We start from the raw sequence: 15,286 nt of genomic DNA on the forward strand, positions 1-15,286 counted from the left end.
GACGTCGGGCACAGTGTGCCCCACCGACCACGTCCGGCGACAACCCTGCTCACCCGGCGCTCCCAGCTCGCGGCAGCAGCGCGAGGTCCGGCTCACCCACCACCTGCGTGGCGAGGGCGTGCTCGGCCAGGCGGCTCTTGCGGTTCGACGCGAGCTTGCCCGGGCCGCCGTGCAGCCCGCGTACCCCGGCGTCGGCGAACTTCTGGCAGACGTTGTCGAGCTTGCGGTTGAACTTCGTCAGGGCCCACCCGAGCCGCTCCGCCGCGTCCGCCGAGCTGGGCACCGTGCCGGCGCCGGCCGTCGGCCGGAGCAGGAAGTCCTCGCAGAGCGCGACGAGCAGCAGCTTCTGATCGGGGGTGAGTGAGACCCGGCCGACAGTCGTCTCGCCGTGGGAGTCGGTATGCGGGGTGCTGATCTCCCGGTCGGTGCTCTGGAAGGCGGGGCTGGAGACGACCACGTCGAGGTCGTAGGTGGTCGGGCCCGCGGTGAACCACACGGTGAGCCGCTCGAAGGCGAGCGGGATCCGGGCGCCGGGCGCGAGCCACGCCTGGAAGGCCCCCGTCGGATCGGCGACCGTGGCCGTGAGGGTGGAGCCGACGTTGTGCAGCCACCACAGCCCGGCATCCTGCTCGACCTGGAGGAAGGAGCGGTGCAGGTAGGGGTTGTCGTCGACCTCGACGTCGCCCTCTCGCCCGATGACGAGCGGTCGGCCCTCCTCGGCGCGGAAGATCTCTCCGCAGAAGTCGACCTCGACGCTGCTCATGTGGTCCTGCACCGGCTCACCTCTCGATCGTCAGGTCGCGACATCGCACTGGACCTCCGACCACGTGCTCGAGACCCCCGCGCGGTCGACGCGCACCTGAGCACACACCTTCGTCCCTGCCTTGGCCTTGACGAGGTGGCGACGGGCGTCCTGCACCGAGACTGCGTCGGCCGCCTCGACGTCGCCGTCCTCACCCTGCGCCGCCCGCACGGTGAAGCGGTCGGTGCGCTGCAGGTCGTCGCTGGTCCAGGTCAGCACGACGCCGCCCTCGCCCGGAGCGGCCGCGAGCGAGGGAGGCTCGGGCACCGCGACGATCGGGCCGGAGCTCTCCTGCTTGATCGTGCTCGTCGAGCTCTGCTGCGGCTCGGCCTGCTCCCCGGACCGGGTCAGCGCGACCGCCGCCGCACCGCCGAGGAGGACCAGCGCGAGCAGGGCGCCGACGAGCGTGCCGGGGCCGATCCTGATCGTGCTCTCGGCTCGCGCGGGACCAGTGGCCGCGGACGACCCTTCCGCCCGGACCCGCTCGCGGTGCACCTGGACCGTCCCGGCATCGGCCGGGTCGGACTGCTCCACGCCTCCGGCCGTCGTCTCGGCGGCGGACACGGCAGGCACGGCGGGGCGCCGGTCGGTGACGGAGTCGCTCGGGTCTGACGGGGCTGCCGGATCGGCTGGCCCAGCGCCCTGCGGACCCCACCGCGCCGCGCTGCGCCGTGCCGTCGCCGGGTCGAGGGCTTGGGCGCCGCGCACCGCCTGGGGCGCCTTGATCCGGGTGCGGTCGTCGCGATCGGGGGTGGACCGCCGGTCGGCGACCGTGGTGTGACCCTGCTCGTCGAGGACGACGATCTGGGTGCGCGGCAGGCGCTGCTCCTGCTCGATCGCCTGGAGGGCCCGGGCAAACTCGATCGCGCTGGCCGGGCGGGCCTCGGGACGCTTCGACATTGTTTGGGTCAGCAGGCGCTCGAGCGACGCCGGGACGTCGGCGCGGCCGGTGGCGGGCACCGCGGAGTCGCGGATCCGGGGCATGAGGTCGTAGGCGGAGTTGTCGCCGCCTGGCACCTCGAAGGGAGAGCGGCCCACGAGGAGCTGCCAGAGGGTCGCGGCGAGGGAGTAGACGTCGGCTCGGACGTCGCCGTTGCTCTGACCGAAGAGGACCTCCGGCGGTGCCCACGGGACCGAGACGCCGATCTCGTCGAGGTCCTCCTCGAGCGCCGCGCCCCGCCCGGCGATGCCGAAGTCGGTGAGCCCCGGTGCGCCGTAGCTGCTCACGAGCACGTTGGCGGGCTTGATGTCGCGGTGGATGATGCCGGCGCGGTGCGCGGTCTCGACCGCGCTCGCGAGCTGGATGCCGGTGGTGAGCACCGAGTCGCAGCTCAGCCGCTCGGCGCGGGCGCGGGCGGCGAGGTTGGGCGGCGGGTAGTACTTCATCACGAGGTACGGGCGGCCGTCCTCGCTCGTCCCGGCGCGGAAGATCTGCACGATGAAGGGGTGGTCGGCGAGCTGGGCCATCGTGTTGGCCTCCTCGATGAACTGACGCCGCAGCGCGTCGGTCAGTCCGTCGCCCTTGAGCACCTTGACCGCCACCGGCATCCGAGGCATCTCCTGCTGGTAGAGGAAGACGTCGGCGTAGCCCCCCGAGCCCAGCGGCTGGATGTAGGTCAGGCCCGGCAGCTCGGGTGGGACGCCGACGCTCATCGGGGCACCTCGAAGGTGACCGAGACGGAGTCGGCCAGGACCAGCACAGACCCCGGCTCGAGGGTGAGCTGCTCCTCGGGCCGCAACCGGGTCGGGGCCGCACCGGGCAGCTGAACGGTCGTGCCGTTGGTGGAGCCGAGGTCCCGGGCGAGCACGTGCCAGCCATCAAGGATGATCTCGAGGTGGTTGCGGGAGAGGTCGTTGTCCGGGCTCGGCAGCCGCACGACGTGGGGTTGACGGGCGACGTCGAGGTCGGGCTTGGCCTTGGGCGAGCGGCCGAGCAGCACACCCCGGTCGAGCGGGATCTCGTCGCCGGAGTCGAGCCGCAGGACCCCGAGCGCGGGCCGCGCGGCCTCGAAGGCCTGCTGATCGCTCATCGCGCGTGCGCAGACACGGCAGACGTCGAGGTGGGGTGGGCTGAGGTGGCCGGCGGGGCAGATGACGGCGAGCACCTTGGGGCCGTCGACGGTGGCGGCCTGGGCCATGAGGGCGTCGCGACCGGTCGTGTCGGCCCCGGGATCTACCGCGCCATCGGGCTCGGCGGCGTCGTCGGGTGACGTGGTCGGTTCGTCGGTCGGAGGCGACGCCGGCGAAGGGGGTGGCGGCGACTGGGGCGAAGGGGGTGGTGCCGGCTGGTCCGCGCCGCCGGAGCGTGCCCACGGGACCGAGGAGATCACTCCGCTCGCCGGGGTCGGCGAAGAGGGGATCGAGGACTCCGCGGACGGTGTGGGCTTTGCCGGACTCCCCGCTGCCGCGTCGTCCTCCAGATGATCGTCGGCATCGTCGTGCTCCGGCAGGATCGTCTCCGACCCCGGCTCGTCCCGGGTCACTCCCGCCGCGGCCTCCACCTCGTCGGGGGCAGGGGCCGCCGGCGGGTCCGGCCTGCCCATCTGAGTGTCCCCGAAGAGGAAGTCGTAGTCGGGGACGTCGTGCTCGTTGTCGTTCCCAGGGCCGTCGTCCTCAGGCCGGTCGCCCTCACCGCCGTCCTCCGAGGGCACGTCGACCTCGCGGGAGTCGAGGTCAGACGCGCTCTCGCCGACCGGCTCGTCGTCCTCCAGGGCGCCCTCAGGGCGCCCACCCTCGTGATCTGGCTCGTCGGGAGCGCTCCCGCGAACGACCGCCGCGGCGCCCTCGAGGGCGCTCGGCGGCCGCCAGCCGGCGATCAGGCTCAGGCGCTGCTGACCGGTGGCTGCCTCCGCCGCCGGTGTCTCCCCCGCCCGCAGCTCGACTGCCGCGATGTCCTCGCCGAGATCGACCTCGGTCCACGGACCCCGGCCCTCGTGCGCAAGGGTCTCGTGCGCACGAGTCTCGTCGTCGGCTGCCTCGTCGCCGACACCGGTGCCGGCCACCGCTCGACCGGTGCCTCGGACCACCACCCGGCGCCCCTGCACCAGCGCGAGGTCGGGCATGCCGCGCACACCGCCGACGACCAGCGCGTCGAGCACGTCCTCGAGCGAGACCGTCTCGGCGTCGGCGAGTCGGTCCACGGCTGCGGCCACGGGGTCAGTCAAGTGCTGCGGCAGCAGGCCGCGCACCCCCCCGACGACCAGCTCACGCCAGCCGTCGCCGGCGGTGAGGACGACCTCGGGGTCAGCCACGGCCCTCTCCGTCTCGTCCGCGGGGGGCGGTGTCGACCTCGACCGCCTCGTCGGAGTCGCTGGCCACGACGATGACCGAGATGTTGTCGCGGCCCCCACCGGTGAGCGCGAGCTGCACCAGCTCGTCGGCGATGACCTGCGGCTCGCCCTCGCTCGTGAGCACCCGGGCGAGCTCGTCGTCCGCGACCTCGTTCGTCAGGCCGTCGGAGCAGACGAGGAATCGCTCGCCGGCGGTCGGCGGGAGCACCCACAGATCGACCTTCGGCAGGTCCTGTCCGCCGAGGGATCGGGTGACGACATTGCGAAGGGGGTGGGTGCGGGCCTCCTCGGCGGTGATCAGCCCAGCGTCCTGCAGCTCCTGGACCTCGGAGTGGTCGACCGTCACCCGGCGCACCGAGCCGCCCACGGCCCGGTACACGCGGGAGTCGCCGATGTTGACCACGGCCCAGTGCCACGTCCCCCCGGCACGCACCCGCACCACACCGGAGGCGGTCGTCCCCATGCCCGCGCGGGAGGGATCCTGCAGCACCGCGTCGCGGATGCGCTGGTTTGCGGTGGCCATCCGGTCACGGACGTCCTCGGGGTGGACGTCGGGTCGACCGACGAGGTCGCCGAAGGTGTCGACGACGATCCGGCTGGCCACCTCACCCGCAGCGTGCCCACCCATACCGTCCGCGACGAGGTAGACGCCGGAGTCCGCGATGAGGGAGTCCTCGTTGTCGGTGCGCACGTGACCGACGTGCGTGCGGGACCCGACGGTGAGCGACATGCCCTGACCTTCTCCCGCGGTCGCGGCTGCCGTCAACGCGAGAGCCTCACGGTGACGAGCACGTCGTGCAGCGACTGGTAGCTCGACATGACGTCTCCCCCACCGACGGCCCCGACGACGTGCACGAGGTCGAGCAGCACGCCGCGCTCGGACCCGGCGATGAGGTGAGCCTGGAGGACCTGGCCGACGTCGGGGTCGATCCACGAGACGTTCACCCCGAGCCAGGGCACGCCGTTGATCGTCACCCGGAACGGCTCGTCGACGACCCCGTGCTCCTGCCCGTCGGCGAAGGCCTGGAGGTCACGGCGCACCTCACGCACGTCGAAGGTGATGTCCCGTGAGTACCCGCGCACCATGACGTTGCTCGCGAAGCCCGAGGGTGCCGACACCTCGCGGGCAGCCATCAGGGCACCCACCATCCGCATCGGAGCCCAGCCGTCGGGGAGGTCCAGGTCGACCGTCGGGGGGCCGGGGAAGGCCTCGCTGGGGTAGCTGATCGTGCGCATCGAAGGGGCGTCAGGGGTTGATGCGCAAGGTCTTCATCACCGAGCGGATGAGGTCGACCTCGGTGTCGGCGCGAGAGCCGGCGCAGCTGCCGGTGAGCTGGAGGACGGCGAGCACCGACCCCTGCGGCTGCGCCGCGAAAAGATGCACCTGCGCGATCGTGCCTGCAGAGTCGTCGACGAAGCTCGTCGAGGCCCCGAAGAATGTCCTGCCGTCGATCTCGGTCTCGAAGGTCTGACCCAGCTCTCCCCCCTTCGACTCCGCGTTGGCCCGCAGGTCCTCGACAGCCTGCTCCGGACCGAACTCGGAGCCGCGGTGATAGTGCCGAGCGACGATGTTGGTGAGGAGAGACCCGTCGCTGCGCTCCGGCTCACGGATCGCGAAGAGCGTCTCCGGCGCCCACACCTGCTCCCAGGAGTCGGGTGCCTCGATCGTCAGCGGGGGCGGTCCGGGAACGACCGGGCTGGGGTAGGTGATCAGTGGCATGCTCTCTGCTCCTTGGGGTCAGATCGGTCAGAATAGGTCGGGCAGGACATCGAGGACTTCCTTGGGGCTGAAGGAGACGTCGAACTTCACGCCTCCTCCGATCCCCAGCGTGGCGCCCACGTCGACCGAGACCTCGACGTTGTCCATGCTGATCTCGGCATCGACGTCGGCGTGGGCACCCACGCCGACCGACAGCTCGCCACCGGCGGTGACCTCCGCCGGCCCTACCTTGCCGGAGAGCTCACTCTCGGCCTTGGCTCCCGCGAAGGCCTCCGCGTTGACACCGACCTTGGCGCCTCCCGGTCCGATCGACGCCTCCCCGCCGACCTTGGCCTCCGCCCCGACGTAGGCGGTTCCCTGACCGCTCGCGCTCATTCCGTTCCAGCTGCCGGTCTGGAACTGGGCCCCGGCCCGGCTCGCGTAGAGACCCAGGCCCGCAGACCCGGCGGCCGCAGCGCCGGTCGGCCCCACGCCGACGCTGCCCTCCGCCTCGGCCCGGGCCTCACCGGCCGCGACAGTCAGCTGATTCTCTCCGGATCCCCACTGCTTGTGGGCCAGGCTGACGGAGGCCTCCTCGGCGCCCTTGCGCTCCCAGAGGTCGTTCTTCACCTCGCCGCTGACATCGAGGTCGACCCCCCGCGAGGCCGCTCCATCCTCGATCCGCTCGACCCCGTCATTGAGACCACCGGGTGCGCTCCACAGCCCGTACCTCGGGTTGGACTCGTCGTTCCAAGGCCGCTCGGGGTCGGCCTTCCACCGGGTGTAGGCGGTGTCGTGCTCGCGAGACCACTCGTGGGTGAACCCGTCGCGACGCTCCCAGCCGTCACGCTCGGAGTAGACGCGGGTCATGGACTCCTGCGAGCCCGGCCCGTCGCCGCTCGAGGAGTGTCCCCCGTAGTCGACACCGACAGGGTTGCCGTGCTCGTCCAGGCGCACCGCCGTGCCGGGCGGGTAGAGGTTGCCCGCGGAGTCCTCGTACCAGGTGTTGCCGCGGTCGTCCGTGATCATCGTCGAGCCGTCGGGCATCGACGTGCGCTGGTTGTCCGGGTCGTAAGGGTTGCCCGACGCCTTCGAGTGGCTCGGGTCGATCCAGTCCTTCTTGCCCTCCGTTGACTGCTCCCCAGACGGACCCGAGGGGCCCGACGGTCCGCTGGTCGGCGACCCTCCTGTCCCGCCGTCGCCGTGCCCACCCTCGGCGCTGACCCGGCTCTGGGCGTCCGCCTGCTGACTCAGCTCACGAGAGACACGACGCAGCTCGTCGGCCAGCGTGCCCAGGGCGGGGGCGCCCGAGGACTGCCACCGGCCGTGGAAGCCGGCGAAGTCGTCGCCCCGCCACGCGTTCTCCAGCGCCGCGATGGACCGGGTGGCCTGCGAGACGAGCGAGTCGACCTCGCTCGCCTGCTGGCTCAGCACGCGAGCCGACTCGCGGACAGCGCCTACGTTCATGCCCTGTCGGACGCTCATCGAACCCCCTGCTGGTGTGGCGGACCTTAACGGCGATCACCCTAGGCAGGACGGCCCCGGCACGTACATGGGGAGGACTCCCCATCCCCCTCACTCGTCCGGCGGCGTCCCCACGTAGAGCCGCACCTTGAGGCGGTCCTCCCCGACCTCGAGGCAGTCTGCCCTGGCCTGCCCGACCTCGACGGTCTCGCCCTGCTTGCAGCTCTGCTCGATGTCGCCGGCGACGAAGGTAGCGACGCCCCCTTCGGCCTTCTCGAAGTCGTAGTGGTCGGCGAACTCGCTGCCCGACTTCTCCGGGTCGACGTAGAAGGGCAGCTCGACGCTGTCGGCGGAGCCAGTGGTGTCGACCGTGCACACGCCGTACTCACCAGACTCGAAGCTGCACGACGAGGTCTGCTTGTTGCACCCGGCGAGCGTGGTGGCCACAGCCACCGCAGCAAGCGCCGCCCAGGTCCGACGCGCTCCTCGCGTTGTCATCACCATCATCCCCTGCTTCCCATTCTCGCGGTCTCGGCGCCAGTGTGCCCCACCAGCCGATCGAGGGCATCAGGCCGAGTCGCTGACCGTCGCCCACCACTGGCGCAGCCGCTGCGCCGCGGCGTCCTTGCCGATCACCCCTTCGTCGAGGCGGACCGACAGCAGGTACTGATAGGCCTTGCCCAGCTGCGGCCCGGGCTCGATCCCCAGCACCGCGGCGATCTCGTGACCGTTCAGCTCCGGTCGGACCTTGCTCAGCTCCTCCTCCTCGAGCAGCCGCTCGATCCGCTCCTCGAGGTCGTCGTAGGCCCGGGAGAGCCGGCGCGCCTTGCGCTGGTTGCGGGTGGTGCAGTCGGCCCGGGTGAGCCGGTGCAGCCGCTGCAGCTGCGGCCCGGCGTCGGTGACGTAGCGGCGCACGGCCGAGTCGGTCCACTGGCCGTCGCCGTAGCCGTGGAAGCGCAGGTGCAGCTCGACCAGGCGCGCCACCGCCTTCGTGGTCTCCTTGTCGAAGCGCAGCGCCTTCATCCGCTTGGCGGTGAGCTTGGACCCGACGACGTCGTGGTGGTGGAAGGAGACCCCTCCGCCGGGCTCGAAGCGGCGGGTCGCCGGCTTGCCGATGTCGTGCAGCAGCGCCGCGAGCCGCAGGACGAGGTCGGGTGCGGGGACCGGGCCGTCCGGGTCGTCGGGGTCGGACTCGAGGTCGATCGCCTGCTCCAGCACGGTCAGGGAGTGCTCGTAGACGTCCTTGTGCCGGTGGTGCTCGTCGATCTCGAGCCGCAGCGCGGGCACCTCGGGCAGCATCTGCTCGGCCAGCCCGACCTCGACGAGCAGCCGCAGGCCGGGCACCGGGTCGTCGGCGAGCAGCAGCTTGACCAGCTCGTCGCGGACCCGCTCGGCCGAGACGATCTGCAGAGAGTCAGCGGCCTCGGTCATCGCAGTCACAACCTCGGGCGAAGGGGTGAGCCCGAGCTGGGCGACGAAGCGCGCCGCCCGCATCATCCGCAGCGGGTCGTCGGCGAAGGAGACCTCCGGGGCGCTCGGGGTGCGCAGCCTCTTGGCCGCGAGGTCGAGCAGGCCGCCGTGCGGGTCGACCAGCTCCAGGTCGGGCAGCCTTAGCGCCATCGCGTTGACCGTGAAGTCGCGCCGCACGAGGTCCCCGTCGAGGGTGTCGCCGAAGGCGACGACCGGCTTGCGGGTGCTCCGGTCGTACTCGTCGGCCCGGTAGGTCGTGATCTCGACGGTGTGGCTGCCCTTGCGGGCCCCGATGGTGCCGAAGTCGCGGCCCATGTCCCAGGTGGCGTCGCCCCACTCCCCGAGGATCGCCTCGGTCACCTCGGGTGCCGCGCTCGTGGTGAGGTCGAGGTCGCCGCTGGCACGGCCGAGGAAGGCATCGCGCACCGGGCCGCCCACGAGGGCGAGCTCCTCCCCCTTCGCCGCGAAGCGCTCACCCAGCCCCTGCAGCAGGGGCAGGACCGGGGCGAGGCGGGCCACGGCCTCCTCGATCACCTCGCGCGGTACGGGTGGCGTCGCGGAGGGGGTGCTCATGGTGTCCTCAGACTAGCCCCGTCAGCTCGGCGGTACTCGGCGTCCATCCCGTTGCCCGACTCGGTGAAGGTGTCGCCCTCGCAGGTGTAGTCCACGGCGCTCGTCCCCGGACCGGCCGCGACCGGCATCCCGCTGGCGGTGACGTCGAGGTCGTCCTCGATCAGGTCGAAGCTCATCCGGCCGTCGCTCGTCGTGATCTCGTAGACCACGGTGCCGTCGAAGACCATCCCGGACCCGGCCCCCTTCGGCCGGGCGTCGTCGTAGCTGATCGTCAGGCGACCGTCCGCGGTGAAGTCCATCGTCCGCTGCAGGTCGGTGAGGGTCCCGACGAGCGGGACGGGCTCCTCGTGGCGCACCGTCTCCCACGATCCGACGAGGCACGGGTCGATCTCACTGCCGTTCGCCGGGTCCGGGGTCTCCTCGGAGCTCTGGCTCGCAGAAGGCTCGGAGCTCTGGCTCGCCGAAGGCTCGGGGCTGGCGGCGGAGGGGCTCGACGACGAGCCGGTCTGCGCGCTGGAGGGAGCGGCAGCCGGCTCCTCGGTGAAGCGAAGGGAGTCGAGGAGGAGCGCCGCGACCACGGCACCCGCGGCGAGCAGCGACGCTGCCGCGGCCGCGAGGAGCACCCAGGGCCAGCGGCGGGTGGTGTGGGCCGGCCGGCCGAGTGCGACGGGCTGGACGGGAGTGGCGGCAGAGGACCCACCCGCTGCGCGCACGGTCGTGGGCGACCCGGTGGCCGTGTGCAGGTCCTCGTGCTCGTCGAGCACGACCAGCTCGGTGCGGGGCAGGCGCATCTCGGCCTCGACGCGCTGCAGCTCCAGACCGAGGGCCAGGGCCGACTCCGGGCGAATCGACGGGTCCTTGGCCAGGCCCCGTCGGAGCAGTCGCTCCAGCGACGCGGGCACGTCGTCGCGGCCCGTCGCCCGCGGCGGCTCGTGCAGGGTGCGCACGGTGAGCGCCGTGTCGGAGTTGTCGCCGCCGCTGGCCTCGAAGGGGGTGTGCCCGGTGAGCAGGTAGAAGAGGGTGGCGGTGAGGGAGTAGACGTCGGCTCGGACCGAGCCGCTGGAGTGGCCCTGGAGCACTTCCGGGGGCGCCCAGGCGAGGGATACCCCGACCTCGGTGTCGTCCTGCGCGGTAGCGGCCCGCCCGGCCACGCCGAAGTCCGCGAGTGCCGGATGGCCGTACGAGGAGACGAGGACGTTGGCCGGCTTGATGTCGCGGTGGAGCACCCCGGCGCGGTGGGCGGTCTCGACCGCCGAGGCCAGCTGCACGCCGGTGCGCAGCGTCTCGGCCACCGACATCGGCTGGTCGCGGGCGCTCTGGGAGAGGTTCGGTCGTGGCAGGTAGGCCATGACGAGGTAGGCGCGGCCGTCGTCGGTGGTGCCCGCGCGGAGCACGGTGACGATGTACGGGTGCTCGGACAGCTCGGCGAGGGTGTTGGCCTCGTCGACGAGGTTGCTGCCCAGGCTGGGGTCGGTGGAGCGCAGCACCTTGACCGCGACGAGCATCCGCGGCAGCTCTTGCCGGTAGAGGTAGACGTCGGCGAAGCCACCCGAGCCGATCCGCTGGACCAGGCTCAGGCCGGGGATCTCCGGCGGCGGGTAGGTGGCCATCGCGCACGAGACTACGCAGCGGGACGATTGTGCTCGCCCAGCTCACGCCGAGACGCATGTGGCTATGGTGACTTCCATGACGAACGCCGCCCACGCCCCTCGAGCGCCGCGGAGGCTGCCCGCGGTCGAGGAGCGCAGCGCGGGGGGCGTGGTCGTCGACGTGCACGAGGGCCAGGCCCGCATCGCGGTCATCGCTCGGCGCAACCGGGCCGGACGGCTCGAGTGGTGCCTGCCCAAGGGCCACATCGAAGGGGAAGAGACCCTCGTCGAGACCGCGGCCCGGGAGGTCGCCGAGGAGACCGGCATCGAGGCGCGGGTGCTCGTCGAGCTCGGGACGATCGACTACTGGTTCGCCACGAGCGACCACCGGATCCACAAGTTTGTCCACCACTACCTGCTCGAAGCCGTCGGTGGGTACCTCACGATCGAGAAGGACCCCGATCACGAGGCGGTCGACGTCGCCTGGCTGCCGCTGCGTGAGGCGCACCGGCACCTCACCTTCCCCAACGAAAGGCGCATCGCGAGGGAAGCGTGGCACCGGCTCGCCGGCGACGCCTGAGCCTGGCGGTCGTCCTGACCCTGCTGCTCGGGGTCCTCGCGACGACCGCCCTGGTCAGCAGCGCAACCGCGGCACCCTCCGCCCCGTCGGCCCCGGCCGCCCCCGACGACGGGGTGAGCATCACCCTGACCTCGATCACCACCGTCGTCGACACCACCACCGAGACCGCGGACGGTGGGTCGGACGAGGACGGGGACGAGCCGCGGGCCGAGATCGAGGGGCGGGTCACCAACACCGGCGACGCCGCCATCGACCGGCCCCGCATCGCCGTCGCGATCGGGCGGGTCGGCCCGGACCGGCAGGACATCACCGCCTGGGCGGGGGGCACCAACCCCGTGGGCGGGACCGCCGTGGACGACGACACCGGCGACGAGGCCAGGCTCGCCCCCGGCGAGAGCGACTCCTTCAGCCTCTCGGTGCCGGCCGAGGATCTCCTGCCCGGACGCCCGTACGGTGCCGCACCGATCAGCATCCAGACCGACGAGATCGCGGTGCACACCTTCGTCGGGGTGCACCGCACCAAGGAGTACGAGCCGCTCGGCATCCTCTGGGGCGTGCCGGTCACCCTGCCCGCGCGCGCCGACCTCTGGTCGCCGCCGGGCGAGGCCCGCAGCGAGGCCTGGCAGGAGGTCCTCGGCGAAGGCTCCGCCCTGGCCACCACGATCGAGGGCGGAACGGCGAAGGGGGAGATCTGGTTGGTCGACCCGTGGCTCCTGCCCGGCCGGGCACCGGGCGTCGAGGTCGCCCCCGAGGCGGAGCGGCAGGTGCGCCAGGACAGCGCGCGAGACCTCGCCGACGCCCTCGACCCGGACCGCACGATGATCCTCCCCGAGGCCGACGCCGACGTCCTCGCCGCGGGGACCAGTCGCGAGGCGGCCGACCTCCTCCGCCCCAGGCTCGACGGCGCGGTCGCGGCCGCCGAGGAGATCGGCGCCGCCGGCACCCTCGTCTGGCCCGGCGACGAGGTGCTCACCGCGACCGGGGCCGAGGTCCTGGCCGGGCTCGGCACGAGCCGACCCACCGTCGCCGTGCCGCGCAGCTCACTCGTCGGCGTCAGCCGAACCCCCGACGCCCAGCAGCGAGCCCAGGACGGGACCGCCCTGCTCGTGACCGACCCCGAGCTCTCGGCACTCGCGGGCCAGATCGGCGACGGCGCCGACGCGCTGCTCGCCCGCCAACGGCTCGTCGCGGACTCCGCGGCCGTGCTCGGGGACCTGCCGGGGATCGCCCGCACCATCGCAGTCGTCCCCGCTCGCGGCAGCACCCCCGACCCGACGGGCTACGCGGCGATGCGCGCGGCGACCGCGCAGATCCCCTGGCTGCGGCCCGGGACGCTCGAGGAGGACGAGACGGAGGCCGCCCCGCCCGCCGCCGGCACCGTGCAGCTCCCCGAGACCGTCGACGACCTCGACCTGGCCGAGGACGACCTCGGCCCGTCGGTGCTTACGCCGAGCCGGGTCGACACCCTCGCGCAGGGCATCCGCGCACGCCGCTCCTTCGCCTCCGTGCGGGCCGACCAGGACACCTGGGAGCCGATGATCGCCGAGGCCCAGGACGAGCTGACCTCGGCGCGGTGGCGCCACGCCCGCGCGGAGTTCTCCACCCTGCTCACCAGCACCCGGGACGCGGTCCGGCTCACCGAGGAGGACCTCACCGTCTCCTCCGGCGAGGTCAACTTCTTCGCCGAGACCGGGCGGCTGCAGATCACCGTCGAGAACCACACCGACGTCGCCCTGGACAACCTCGTCGTCCGCCTCGAGCCGGGCTCGCCGATCCTGCGGATCGACAGCGAGCCCGAGCCGGTCGCGGTCGGTCCCCGCTCGCGCCACACCGTGACCTTCCAGGCCACCGCCCTGGCGCCAGGGCGGGTGCCCGTGGCGGTCTCGGTCACCGACCCGAGCGGCCATCCGCTGTCGGCCGAGGCCGAGCTGCGCGCCCAGGTCAGCCCGACCGGCAGCTGGATCTACTGGGCCATCGGCGCCGTGGCACTCGCCTCGGTCGCCTTCGGCACCTGGCGTAGCCTGCGGCGGCGGCCCGCCGAGGCGGGCCCGACCAGCCCGCCCCAGGAGGAGCCGCAGTGAGCGACCGGCCCGAGACCACCCCTTCGCCGTCGTCTGCGGCACCCGGGGCGAAGGGGGGACCCTCGCTCGTGCGTTCCGGTGCCCTCATGGCGTCGGGGACGATGGTCAGCCGGGTCCTCGGGATGGTGCGCCAGTCGATGACCATCGCCGTCGTCGGCGGTGTCGGGCTGGCCGCGGACGCCTGGAACGCCGCGAACACTCTGCCCAACCTCTTCCACCTGCTCCTCGCCGGCGGCGTCCTCAACGCCGTCATCGTCCCGCAGATCACCAAGGCCAGCCGACGGCCGGACGGTGAGGTCTTCGTCAACCGGCTGCTCACCGTCGCCATGGCGATCATGGGTGCAGCCACCGTCCTGCTCACCCTCGCCGCCCCCCTCCTCGTGTGGCTCGTCGTGAGCAAGGGCTGGGACGACGACGCCCGCGGGCTGGCGATCGCCTTCGCCTTCATCTGCCTGCCGCAGATGTTCTTCTACGGTCTCTACACCCTGCTCGGGCAGGTGCTCAACGCGCACAGCCGCTTCGCGGCGTACATGTGGGCGCCCGCGGTCGCCAACGTCGTCGCGATCGCCGGGCTCGCGTGGTTCCTGCTGCAGGGCAAGCGCACCGTCACCGACGTCGGGTCGTGGGACGCGACGATGATCGCGGTGCTCGCCGGGTCGGCGACGTTGTCGATCGTCGTGCAGGCGCTCGTGCTCATCCCGCCGCTGCGGGCGATCGGCTTCCGCTACCGGCCGACCTGGGGGCTGCGCGGGAGCGGGCTGGGCAGCGCGTCGCGGATGGCGATGTGGGCCTTCGGTGCGGTCGCGATCAGCCAGCTGGGGTTCATCCTCGTCACCAGCCCGGTGCTCACCGGCGCCTCGGACGCCTCCGTCCAGGCCGGCGCCGCGGCTGCGGGTCTGACGGCGTACCAGTTCGCCTTCCTCATCTTCATGCTGCCGCACTCGATCATCACCGTCTCGCTCGTGACGGCGATCTTCACCCGTCTGTCCGGCGCGGCCCAGGACGGCGACACCGAGTCGGTCAAGGCCGACCTGCGCAGCGGCATGCGGCTGCCGGCCGTGGTGCTCATCCCCGGCACGGCCGCGATGGTGCTGCTCTCCCCGTGGGTGCTCCCGGCGCTGCTGCCCGGCACGCCGACCGCCGACGCCCGGGCGGCGGTCGGGGTCTTCGTCGCGATGGCGGTCGGGCTCGTGCCCTACGGGTGGTACTACCTCGTGCAGCGGGCCTGCTACGCCTACGAGGACGGCAAGACCCCCTTCGTCCTCCAGCTGATCGTCACCGGCGTGGCCGTGGCCTTCACCCTCTTCGCCGCCACCCGGCCCTTCGAGCACACGGCGACCTGGGTCGGCATCGGGCAGACCGTGAGCAATCTCGCCGGCGCCGCGCTGGGGCTGCATCTGCTACGTCGCCGGCTCGGGCCGCTCGGCCTCGCCGGCGTCGTTCAGCAGAACGTCCGGCTGCTCGTCGCCGCCGGCGTGGCCACCGTGCTCGCCGGTGCGGTGGTGCTCGCGCTCACCCGGGTGGCCGCCGACGGCTGGCTCACCTCGGTCGCCGTGGTCGGGGTCGCCGGGCCGGTCCTGCTGCTCGTCGCCCTCGCCCTCGCCGCCCGGATGCGCGTGCCCGAGGTCGCTGACGTCCTCGGGCCGGTGCTGCGGCGGGTCCGCCGCAGCTGACTCGGAGCAACCCGGTCCCGGTCCTCCCTTCGCCCCACCTCACGCGCGACGGGGAGGGGGCGGCG

General features: G+C 72.7%; 13 protein-coding genes. 3 read left to right on the forward strand and 10 right to left on the reverse strand.

The features are described 5' to 3' along the window. Positions 1-49 precede the first annotated feature (49 nt). From FB557_RS00380 to FB557_RS00425, 10 genes are all read right to left on the reverse strand, one after another. A complete protein-coding gene (locus FB557_RS00380; RefSeq protein ID WP_144854622.1) occupies positions 50-763 on the reverse strand; it encodes a hypothetical protein in 714 nt (237 codons plus the stop codon). A 30-nt stretch (positions 764-793) separates the two neighbouring features. Next, positions 794-2,455 (reverse strand): serine/threonine-protein kinase, encoded by a 1,662-nt coding sequence (locus FB557_RS00385; RefSeq protein ID WP_144854624.1) that lies wholly within the window; start codon positions 2,453-2,455, stop codon positions 794-796. After that, entirely contained in the window at positions 2,452-4,053 is a 1,602-nt protein-coding gene (locus FB557_RS00390) for an FHA domain-containing protein (RefSeq protein WP_144854626.1), read from the reverse strand. The genes FB557_RS00385 and FB557_RS00390 overlap by 4 nt, the downstream gene beginning before the upstream one ends. After that, on the reverse strand, positions 4,046-4,822 hold the full coding sequence (locus FB557_RS00395; RefSeq protein WP_144854628.1) for a PP2C family protein-serine/threonine phosphatase: 777 nt from the start codon (positions 4,820-4,822) through the stop codon (positions 4,046-4,048). The genes FB557_RS00390 and FB557_RS00395 overlap by 8 nt, the downstream gene beginning before the upstream one ends. Before the next feature lie 32 nt (positions 4,823-4,854). Then, the gene (locus tag FB557_RS00400; protein WP_144854630.1) at positions 4,855-5,328 is read right to left on the reverse strand and encodes a hypothetical protein; all 474 of its coding nucleotides are present in this window, start codon (positions 5,326-5,328) and stop codon (positions 4,855-4,857) included. A gap of 10 nt (positions 5,329-5,338) precedes the next feature. Then, positions 5,339-5,812, reverse strand: a complete 474-nt coding sequence (locus FB557_RS00405; RefSeq protein WP_144854633.1) for a hypothetical protein — start codon at positions 5,810-5,812, stop codon at positions 5,339-5,341. Positions 5,813-5,839: 27 nt separating this feature from the next. Next, positions 5,840-7,276: a WXG100 family type VII secretion target gene (locus FB557_RS00410; protein ID WP_144854635.1), complete on the reverse strand. Its 1,437-nt coding sequence runs from the start codon at positions 7,274-7,276 to the stop codon at positions 5,840-5,842. Between the two features lie 90 nt (positions 7,277-7,366). Next, on the reverse strand, positions 7,367-7,753 hold the full coding sequence (locus FB557_RS00415; protein WP_144854637.1) for a hypothetical protein: 387 nt from the start codon (positions 7,751-7,753) through the stop codon (positions 7,367-7,369). A 69-nt stretch (positions 7,754-7,822) separates the two neighbouring features. After that, a complete protein-coding gene (locus tag FB557_RS00420; protein WP_144854639.1) occupies positions 7,823-9,298 on the reverse strand; it encodes a CCA tRNA nucleotidyltransferase in 1,476 nt (491 codons plus the stop codon). Then, the gene (locus FB557_RS00425; RefSeq protein ID WP_144854641.1) at positions 9,295-10,908 is read right to left on the reverse strand and encodes a serine/threonine-protein kinase; all 1,614 of its coding nucleotides are present in this window, start codon (positions 10,906-10,908) and stop codon (positions 9,295-9,297) included. The genes FB557_RS00420 and FB557_RS00425 overlap by 4 nt, the downstream gene beginning before the upstream one ends. A 76-nt stretch (positions 10,909-10,984) precedes the next feature. Here FB557_RS00425 and FB557_RS00430 point away from each other — a divergent pair, with 76 nt between their 5' ends. The 3 genes from FB557_RS00430 to murJ are packed head-to-tail and all read left to right on the forward strand — an operon-like array spanning position 10,985 to position 15,221. After that, the gene (locus FB557_RS00430; protein WP_144854644.1) at positions 10,985-11,467 is read left to right on the forward strand and encodes an NUDIX hydrolase; all 483 of its coding nucleotides are present in this window, start codon (positions 10,985-10,987) and stop codon (positions 11,465-11,467) included. Next, the gene (locus FB557_RS00435; RefSeq protein ID WP_144854647.1) at positions 11,440-13,548 is read left to right on the forward strand and encodes a DUF6049 family protein; all 2,109 of its coding nucleotides are present in this window, start codon (positions 11,440-11,442) and stop codon (positions 13,546-13,548) included. Before FB557_RS00430 ends, FB557_RS00435 begins: the two co-directional genes overlap by 28 nt. Beyond that, on the forward strand, positions 13,545-15,221 hold the full coding sequence (murJ, locus tag FB557_RS00440) for a murein biosynthesis integral membrane protein MurJ (protein WP_246074255.1): 1,677 nt from the start codon (positions 13,545-13,547) through the stop codon (positions 15,219-15,221). The genes FB557_RS00435 and murJ overlap by 4 nt, the downstream gene beginning before the upstream one ends. The last annotated feature ends 65 nt before the right edge of the window (positions 15,222-15,286 follow it).

Source organism: Marihabitans asiaticum (assembly GCF_007828725.1).
Classification (GTDB): domain Bacteria; phylum Actinomycetota; class Actinomycetes; order Actinomycetales; family Dermatophilaceae; genus Marihabitans; species Marihabitans asiaticum.

What these genes read in the sequence shown, in the direction of transcription:
- FB557_RS00380 (WP_144854622.1), bottom strand. Translation starts at nt 763, where the DNA reads ATGAGCAGCGTCGAGGTCGACTTCTGCGGAGAGATCTTCCGCGCCGAG.
- FB557_RS00400 (WP_144854630.1), bottom strand. Translation starts at nt 5,328, where the DNA reads ATGCGCACGATCAGCTACCCCAGCGAGGCCTTCCCCGGCCCCCCGACG.
- FB557_RS00410 (WP_144854635.1), bottom strand. Translation starts at nt 7,276, where the DNA reads ATGAGCGTCCGACAGGGCATGAACGTAGGCGCTGTCCGCGAGTCGGCT.
- FB557_RS00395 (WP_144854628.1), bottom strand. Translation starts at nt 4,822, where the DNA reads ATGTCGCTCACCGTCGGGTCCCGCACGCACGTCGGTCACGTGCGCACC.
- FB557_RS00415 (WP_144854637.1), bottom strand. Translation starts at nt 7,753, where the DNA reads ATGACAACGCGAGGAGCGCGTCGGACCTGGGCGGCGCTTGCTGCGGTG.
- FB557_RS00425 (WP_144854641.1), bottom strand. Translation starts at nt 10,908, where the DNA reads ATGGCCACCTACCCGCCGCCGGAGATCCCCGGCCTGAGCCTGGTCCAG.
- FB557_RS00430 (WP_144854644.1), top strand. Translation starts at nt 10,985, where the DNA reads ATGACGAACGCCGCCCACGCCCCTCGAGCGCCGCGGAGGCTGCCCGCG.
- FB557_RS00420 (WP_144854639.1), bottom strand. Translation starts at nt 9,298, where the DNA reads ATGAGCACCCCCTCCGCGACGCCACCCGTACCGCGCGAGGTGATCGAG.
- FB557_RS00385 (WP_144854624.1), bottom strand. Translation starts at nt 2,455, where the DNA reads ATGAGCGTCGGCGTCCCACCCGAGCTGCCGGGCCTGACCTACATCCAG.
- FB557_RS00405 (WP_144854633.1), bottom strand. Translation starts at nt 5,812, where the DNA reads ATGCCACTGATCACCTACCCCAGCCCGGTCGTTCCCGGACCGCCCCCG.